The sequence below is a fragment of the Longimicrobium sp. genome (assembly GCA_036389795.1).
GTDB lineage: Bacteria > Gemmatimonadota > Gemmatimonadetes > Longimicrobiales > Longimicrobiaceae > Longimicrobium.
In genome coordinates this window covers 26,027-32,879 of record DASVWD010000016.1, presented here as the reverse complement: position 1 = coordinate 32,879, position 6,853 = coordinate 26,027, and the positions used below count along the sequence as shown (strand labels likewise).

4 protein-coding genes are annotated in these 6,853 nt (G+C 73.6%); 2 read left to right on the top strand and 2 right to left on the bottom strand.

The annotated features are described in order from the left end of the window. Positions 1-2: 2 nt before the first annotated feature. On the bottom strand, positions 3-1,706 hold the full coding sequence (locus VF746_01895) for a TonB-dependent receptor (protein ID HEX8691166.1): 1,704 nt from the start codon (positions 1,704-1,706) through the stop codon (positions 3-5). A gap of 17 nt (positions 1,707-1,723) precedes the next feature. Continuing rightward, a complete protein-coding gene (locus VF746_01890; GenBank protein HEX8691165.1) occupies positions 1,724-3,241 on the bottom strand; it encodes a TonB-dependent receptor in 1,518 nt (505 codons plus the stop codon). 579 nt (positions 3,242-3,820) lie between these two features. On the opposite strand from VF746_01890, the gene VF746_01885 reads away from it, so the two are divergent. Further along, positions 3,821-4,210, top strand: a complete 390-nt coding sequence (locus VF746_01885; protein HEX8691164.1) for a BlaI/MecI/CopY family transcriptional regulator — start codon at positions 3,821-3,823, stop codon at positions 4,208-4,210. Next, positions 4,207-6,840, top strand: coding sequence for a HEAT repeat domain-containing protein (locus tag VF746_01880; GenBank protein HEX8691163.1), 2,634 nt, complete (start codon positions 4,207-4,209; stop codon positions 6,838-6,840). Before VF746_01885 ends, VF746_01880 begins: the two co-directional genes overlap by 4 nt. Positions 6,841-6,853 lie beyond the last annotated feature (13 nt).

Genomic DNA, 6,853 nt, shown 5'->3' with positions numbered 1-6,853 from the left:
GCTCAGAAGCTGTAGCGCAGCCCGAGCTGCACCTGGAACTGGAACGGGTCGAAGCCCAGCGGCAGCTCCTCGGCGAAGCGGTCGTTCACCTCGTAGGTCACCTGCCCGTTCGCGGCCGTGAAGCCGCGCGCGATCAGCAGGTTGCGCTGGTCGCCGAAGACGCCCACCAGCCGGCCCCATTTGTCGTTCAGCCCGTTGAGCACGTTGAACACGTCGGCGATCAGCTCCGCGCGCTGGCGGCCCACGGTGCGGATCTCCTTCGACAGCCGCAGGTCCAGCGAGTGGAACCATGGGTTGCGGCAGCTGTTGCGCCGCGCGATGCGGCCCTCCTGCCCGGCCAGGCACTCGTGCTCGGCCAGGAGATCCGCCATCTGCGCGGCCTCGGCGGCGTTGGTGAACTGCAGGTTGGCACCCACGAAGGCGCGGTCGTTCTCCACCCCGTCGCCGTTGACGTCGCCGTCCACGATCGGCGTCCACGGCGTCCCCGAGGTCGAGCGCCAGATCCCGCTCACCCGGAAGCCGAGCGGCGCGTCCCACAGCGCGTTGAACACGAAGGTGTGCCGCCGGTCGAAGTCCGACGGGCCCCAGGTGCCGCGGTCCTCGTCGCCCGGGCCGCCCAGGTCGTTCGGGTTCCCCGAGGTGGGCACGTTGAACCCCTCGGCGCTGGTGCAGCAGAAGAACGAGCTGTTGTCGCTGGCGCGCGTGTAGGCGTAGCGCGCCCCCACCTGCAGCACGTCGCGGACGCGCTGGTCCAGCTCCAGCACCACGCTGAAGGCGCGCGCCTCGGCCTCCGACGCGTTCAGGAACACGCGGTCGAACGCGTTGTTCGCCAGGCGGTCCGCCCCCGCGGTGAAGACGGGGTTGAACGCGCCCGCCGGCACGAACACCGGCCGGCCCTCGACGCCCAGGTTGAACTGCGCCGGCCGCAGGTTCAGGTCGAAGACGTTGAAGTTCTCCCAGGTGCGGCTGTAGATGAGGTCCACCCCCACCTGCGTGCCGCTGGCGAACGCCCGCTCGAAGCCCAGGTTGGCCTTGAGCGTCCTCGGCAGCTCGAAGTCCTCGTCGAACACCGCGACCTCGGGGCGTCCGGTGGGCGCCTGGCCCCCCGCGCACGCCGCCGGGTTGTTCTCGCCCGTGGGCGAGGACAGCAGCTCATTCAGGTTGAAGGTGGGGATGTTCGCCCCCGTGCACGTCACCGACAGCAGCGGGCGCTCCGCCTGGAAGACGTTCCCCACCAGCACGTTGGGGACGCGGCCGATCAGCAGCCCCACCCCGCCGCGCACCACCTGCGCCTGCTCGCCGGGGAACTCGTAGACGAAGGAGAGGCGGGGCGAGATGCCGGTGAGGTCGGGCGAGACCCCCGTGGCCACCCCGAACGCCGTCTCCACCGCGGGGACCTCGGCCGGGTCGTCGCGGAAGTCGGTGCCGCCGAAGCGCACGCCCGGCGTCACCAGCAGGCGGTCGGTCACCTGCCACTCGTCCTGCGCGTACAGGCTCCACTCCAGCGCCTGGAACTTCGCCACCGGCACGTCCATCTCGGGGCAGATCACCGGCTGCCCCGCCGCGTTGTTCTGGAGCGGCGAGGGGCAGGCGCGCACGTTCCGGGTGTAGCGGTTGGGGCGCCCCGCCGCGAAGTCGGCCAGGTTGCCGAAGCGGTACGCCCCGTTGCCCAGCAGGAAGAAGGTGTTCTCGGTGCTGGAGAGGATGTTGTTGGTCCCCGCCTTCAGCGTGTGCGCCCCGCCTTCCAGGTGAAGTTGTCGATCAGCTGGACCTTGTCCTCCACCAGCCGGTTGCGGAAGATCACCCCGTCGCCGCCCAGGAAGATGCTGGTGGTGGCGGCCACCGTGTCGCCGTTCTCGTTCAGCCGGTACGACGGCACGTTGTCGATGCGCAGCTCCGGGAGGTAGCCGCCCGGCGTGTTGGGGTTGCGCGGCCGGTCCTCGTCGGAGACCTGCACGCGCAGGGTGTTGTAGGCGTCGCCGAACACCGAGTTCAGCTCGCCCACGGTGGACCACGCCGTGTTGACGAACGGCCCGCCGCGCGTGCTGTTCTCGTTGCCGCTGGTGCTCAGGCGGTCGTTGGTCTGCTCGAAGTCGGAGTAGTTCTGCCGGAGCGTCAGCCGGTGCCGGTCGCTGATCGTCCAGTCCAGCCGCCCGAACACCACCAGGTTGTCCTCCTGCTGGTCGAGCGTCCCCACCGTCGACTGCGCTTCGGGGAAGCCCAGCGCGTTCAGGGTGTTGACGATCTTCGTGACGGTGTCGGGGCGGATCTGCACCACGCTGGGCGCCAGCGCGTACACCGGCTGGTTCTTGTTCTGCGCGTCGACCGAGACGAAGAAGTGCAGCCGGTCGCGCAGCACCGGGCCCGACAGGCTGAAGCCGTACTGCTGCACGGTGTAGTCGGTGGGCGGCACGCCGGTGAAGTCGTCGCCGGTCAGCGACTGGTCGCGCACGAAGACGAAGGCGTTGCCGCGGAACTGGTTGGTGCCGCCCTTGGTGACCGCGTTCACCACCCCGCCCTGGTAGCTGCCGTACTCCACGTCGAAGCCGTTGGTGATCAGCTGGAACTCCTTGATCGACTCCAGGCTGAAGGCGAACGGGGTGCGCGACGAGCCGCGGTTCTCGCCGAAGAACTGGTTGTTGGCGTCGGCGCCGTCCACCTGCACGTTGGTCGCCGAGGTGCGCGCCCCCGCCACCGAGAACTGCCCGCCGGTGCCGATCCCCTGCGCCGGGCTCACCAGCGGCGAGAGGTTCAGGAAGTCGGTGAAGTCCCGCCCCTGGGTGGGGAGGTTCTCCACCTGCTCGCTGGTCACCGTCTGCACCACGCCGGCCTGGGTGGCGTCGATCCCCGCGCGCGCCGCCGTGGCGGTGATCCCGGTGAGCGCCACCGCCTCGGCCGCCAGCCGCAGGTCCACCGTCGAGGCCTGGTTGGCGCGCACGGCGACGTCGGGGACGGTCACCTGGCCGTAGCCCAGGCCGCGCGCCTCCACCCGGTAGGTGCCGGGCGGCAGCAGCGGGATGGTGTAGAAGCCGCGGGCGTCGGTCACCGCCGCGCGCCGGAAGCCGGTCTCGGCGCTCACCGCCGCCACCTGCGCGCCGGGGACGGCCGTGTTGTCGGCGCCGGTGGTGGCCTGGCCGCGGATGGTGCCCGTGGTGGCGCCCTGCGCCAGCACGGACGGGGCGCCCGCCAGCGCGCAGGCGAGCGCGAGGCAGAGCGCCGGGAGCGTACGTCGGAACCGCATCGTGGTCCTCACAGGGCAGGAGGTAAGGATGAGGCCGGGGAGCGGCCTGGCCCGTGGGTCGACACCAAAGTAGGATGAACCGCGCGGGCGCGGAAGCGCGTCGGGACGAATTCCCGTGGGACGGGTCTCGTCGCGGCCGCCGGTGTCGCGAGTGCCTGAAGACACTCGCTGGAACCACGGAAAGCCTCGCCGGCCATCGGCGCCGCAGCGAGGTTCGGGTGAGCGAGGCTTCAACCGCGCACCCCATCCGCCCGGCACCTGGTTTCGTTGTGCGAAGCGCCGAGGTGTTTCCCCTCCACCGCGCAGCGGGGGAGGGAGCGCGCCCTCTGGCTGCGAGGAACGAGCAGCCGCGGGTCGCGCGGGGAGGGGGGCCCCTGCGGCGCAGCCGCCGGGGAGCCGCGGATGCCCCGATTCTCCAAACGACGTGCATCCAACCACTTGCATCTCCCGAAAACAAGAACGTTGACACCGGTGCTACCCTCTGCTAGAATTCCAGCACGCTGCTGGATTTCCAGCAGGCCACTGGAGGCCGGCAGCCCTTCCACCTTTCGCACCCCACCTCTTCGCACAGGAGACCCGATGGGTCCCGAGCTGCAGACCGACCTCTCGCGCCGCGAGCGCCAGATCATGGACGTGCTCTACGCCATGGGCAGCGCCACGGTGGGCGATGTCCTCGAGCGCATTCCCGACCCGCCCAGCTACTCCGCCGTGCGCGCCACCATGCGCACGCTGGAGGACAAGGGCCACGTGATCCACCTCCAGGACGGCCCGCGCTACGTCTACAAGCCCACCGTGGAGCAGGACAGCGCCCGCACCGCGGCGCTCAAGCACCTGGTGCGCACCTTCTTCGGCGGCTCGGCCGAGCAGGCGGCGGCCGCGCTCCTGGGGATGAGCGACACGCACGTCGACGGCGACACCCTGGTGCGCCTCACCCAGCAGGTCAACCGCGCCCGCGAGGAGGGGAGATGACCGCCGCCGTCCCGCAGCTCTCGACGCTGGTGCTGGGCTCCGACCCGGTCCCGGCGCTCTTCCTGAAGGCCGCGCTCCTGCTGGGCGCCGCCACGCTCCTGGCGGTGACCCTGCGCAACGCGTCGGCCGCCGCGCGCCACTTCGTCTGGGTGGCGGCCATCGCCGCCGTGCTGTCGCTGCCGCTCTTCTCGCACTTCCTCCCCTGGCGCCTCCCGGTGCTCCCGTCGCTCGCCGGCCCCGCGCCGGTGACGGTGGCCCCGCGCCCGACGCCCGTCGCGGAGGTGCCCGTGGCGTCGACGGCCCCGATCGCCGACGCGGGTACGCCGTCGACGCTCGGCGCGCCGGCCGCCGCGGCGCCGGCGCCGGGCACTCCGACCACGGCCCCGGCGGAAGGGCCGCGGGAGGGCGTCATCCGGCTCCACGTCGACGTCGACGTCTGGCGGCTGCTGGGGATCCTCTGGCTCGTGGGCACGGCGCTGCTGCTGGCGCGGCTGGCCACGGGCTTCGGCACCGTGTGGTGGCTGTCGCGCCGCGGCGAGCGCGTCGACGACCCCGAGTGGACCTCGCTGATCGCCCGGCTGGAGCGGCGCTTCGGCGTGCGCACCGGGATCCGGCTGATCCAGAGCGACTGGACCGAGATGCCGATGACCTTCGGCATCCTGCGCCCCGTCGTGATCCTCCCCATGGGCGCCGACGAGTGGCCGCAGGAGCGGCGCGAGGTGGTGCTCACCCACGAGCTGGCCCACATCGCCCGCGCCGACGTGCTGACGCTGGCGCTGGGGCAGGTGGTGTGCGCGCTGCACTGGTTCAACCCGCTCTCCTGGATCGCGCTCAAGAACCTGCGCGCCGAGGCCGAGCGCTGCTGCGACGACTGGGTGCTGCGCTCGGGGACGCGCGCCTCCACCTACGCCGACCACCTGCTGTCGATGGTGCGCACGGTGGGCCGCGCCCGCGTCCCCGCCGCGCTCGCCCTGCCGATGGCGCAGCGCTCCACCTTCGAGGGGCGGCTCCTGGCCATCCTGGAGCCCGGGGTCGACCGGGCCGTGGTGCGCCGCTCGCAGGCCGCGCTCACCGCCGTGGGCGCCCTGGCGCTCTCCGCCCTCCTGGCCGCCGTCGGCCCGGCGAGCGCCGCGGCCAGCACCGCCGGGGCCGGCACCGCGTCCGAAGTCCCCGGCTCCTCGCTGTTCTCCTTCGACGGCGAGCAGGGGTCCCCGGACGCGGGCAAGGCGGCCGCGGACGCCCTCACCCGCTCGTCGACCGGCGCGGCGCGGGAGCGGGCGGACGCGGTGGAGAACGCGGTGACGGCGGACGCGCTGGCCGGGGTGGCGGCGGTGCTCGAGGGCGCCGAGCCCACCTCGCCCCAGGCCGCCGCCACCGTCGACGCGCTCCGGCAGCAGGTGAGCGCGGCGCAGGCCCAGGAGGGCGGCGACGCGAAGGCGCGGATCGTGGGCGCGCTGGTGCGCTCGATGGGCGACGCCGACCGCGAGGTGCGCCTCGCGGCGGTGCAGTCGCTGGGCTCGCTGGAGGACCCGCGCGCGGTGGAGGCGCTGATGCGGGCGCTGCGCGGCGACCGCGACGCCGAGGTGCGCAAGACCGCCGCCTGGGCGCTGGGGCAGATCGAGGACGCGCGCGCCGTCCCCGCGCTGGTGGAGGCGCTCTCCGACCGCGACGTGGAGGTGCGCAGGACCTCCGCCTGGGCGCTGGGGCAGATCGAGGACGGAGGGGCGGTGGAGGGCCTCGCGCGCGCCATGCGCGACGCCGACGCCGAGGTGCGCGCGACGGCCGTGTGGGCGCTGGGGCAGATCGAGGACCGCCGCGCCGTCCCCGCGCTCTCCGAGGCGCTGCGCGACGGCGACGCCCGGACGCGCAAGCAGGCCGCCTGGGCGCTGGGGCAGATCGAGAGCGCCGAGGCCGTCCCCGCGCTCGCCGCGGCGCTGCGCGACCGCGAGCCCGAGGTGCGCGAGACGGCGATCTGGGCGCTGGGCCAGATCGAGGCGCCGCAGGCGGTGCCCGCGCTGGTGGGGCTCCTGCGCGACGGCAGCCCGCGGGTGCGCAAGCAGGCGGTGTGGGCGCTCGGCGAGATCGAGAGCCGCGAGGCGGTCTCGGGTCTCAGCGGCGTGCTGCGCGACGACGACTCGGCCGAGATCCGCGAGATGGCGGCGTGGGCGCTGGGGCAGATCGAGAGCCCCGACGCCGTCCCCGCGCTCACGGCGGCGCTGCGCGACCCCTCGCCCGGGGTGCGCGCCAAGGCGGCCTGGGCGCTGGGGCAGATCGAGCCGGCCTCGGCCCCGCAGGGGCTGCTGGACGCCCTGCGCGACCAGAACCCGGGCGTGCGCCGCACCGCCGCCTGGGCGCTGGGGCAGATCGAGGACGGGGCCTCGGTGTCCGCGCTCCGGGCGGCGCTGCGCGACCAGGACCCGCAGGTCAAGTCCACCGCGCTGTGGGCCCTGATGCAGGTGGGGAGCGAGGCCTCGGCGCAGGTGATCGCCGAGATGCTGGAAGACTCCGATCCGCAGGTGCGCCGGGCGGCCGCCGCGGCGCTGGCCGGCCGGCACGGCTCCTCTCCCGACCCGCAGCCGGACCCGCGCCCCGACCCGCGCCCGGATCCCCGTCCGGACCCGCGCCCCTGACCGGCCCGAGGAG